Raw genomic sequence first — 1,301 nt, 5'->3', positions numbered from 1 at the left:
GCGGACCGTGTCCATCTCCTCAGGTGTCACACCTGAAAGAACATCACAACCTATCTGGAGATGATCAATCGGGGTACCTAACAAAGCCCTACTAGAAGTCTCATGAAGATCTTGGGTTCTGGCCCCGCCGCGTGAGCGGCGGGGCCAGACTCTTTCATGTGGTGATGGGGGAATGGGCCGGGGAGACGATCGGGCCGGATGTATGGGAGACCTGCCGGGATTTGATCCCGGCGGGGAGTGTGTTCGCGTTCCTGGCCGAGCACCGTGGCGCGCTGTTCGAAGCGGAGATGTTTGCGGACATGTACCCGTCGGCGAACGGCCGGCCGTCCATGCCGCCGCAGATCCTGGCCGCGGCGATCACGCTGCAGGCCCTGCACGGGCTTTCGGACTTCGAGACGGTCCAGGAACTGCGATGCGACCTGCGGTGGAAGGCCGCTTGCGGACTGGGTCTGCATGACATGGCGTTCGATCCGTCGCTGCTGGCCTACTTCCGCCGCCGACTGGCCCGTTCCGCCTGGCCGAACCGGGTGTTCGAGGCGGTGCGTGAGGTCGTGAAGGCCACCGGTGTCCTCACCGGCAAGCACCGACGGGCGCTGGATTCCACCGTGCTGGACGACGCGGTGGCCACCCAGGACACCGTCACCCAGATCATCGCCGCCGTCCGGGCGGTGATCCGCGAGGTCCCCGGGGCCGGCGAGGTGGCCGCGGTGCACTGCACCGCGCACGACTATCACGACCCGGGCAAGCCGAGGATCGCCTGGAACGACGAGCAGGCCCGTGCCGACCTGGTCGACGCCCTGGTCGGTGACGCGCTGCGGCTGCTGGGCCACCTGCCCGAGCAGCAGCTCGACGAGAAGGCCGCGAACGCGGTCGGCATCCTGGCCCTGGTCGCAGGTCAGGACGTGGAGCCCGCCGAGGACTCCGACGGCCGCGACGGGCGCTGGCGCATCACCCAAGGCACCGCACGGAACCGGATGGTCTCCACTGTCGACCCCGAATCCCGGCACGTGCACAAGACCCGCAGCCACCAGCAGGACGGCTTCAAGGCCCACCTCGCCATGGAGCCCGAGACCGGCTTATACACCGCCGTCGCCCTGCGGCCCGGAGCCGGTCCCGAGCACCACGAGGCGATGGTCGGAATCGAGCTGCTCACCGGCGAGGACGAGCCGGTGGACGCGTTCGGTGATACCGCCTACTCCACCGGCGACGCCCGCCAGGCCCTTGAAGCGGCAGGTCACCGGCTGTTCTTCAAGCCCGCCCCGCTACGGCCCGCCGTCCCCGGCGGCTTCACCCTGGACGAC

At 68.6% G+C, this 1,301-nt stretch carries 1 protein-coding gene; it reads left to right on the top strand.

Going from position 1 to position 1,301, the window contains the following annotated elements; genetic code table 11:
- Positions 1-164: 164 nt before the first annotated feature.
- Positions 165-1,301: transposase (locus ACNPQM_RS44125; RefSeq protein ID WP_418088413.1), on the top strand; the 1,137-nt coding region annotated here is incomplete at its 3' end.

Origin of the sequence: Streptomyces sp. NPDC056231, from assembly GCF_048270745.1 — a bacterium.
Classification (GTDB): domain Bacteria; phylum Actinomycetota; class Actinomycetes; order Streptomycetales; family Streptomycetaceae; genus Streptomyces.
Note: the sequence above shows the minus strand (reverse complement) of the source record. Positions and strands in the feature narration are given on the sequence as shown.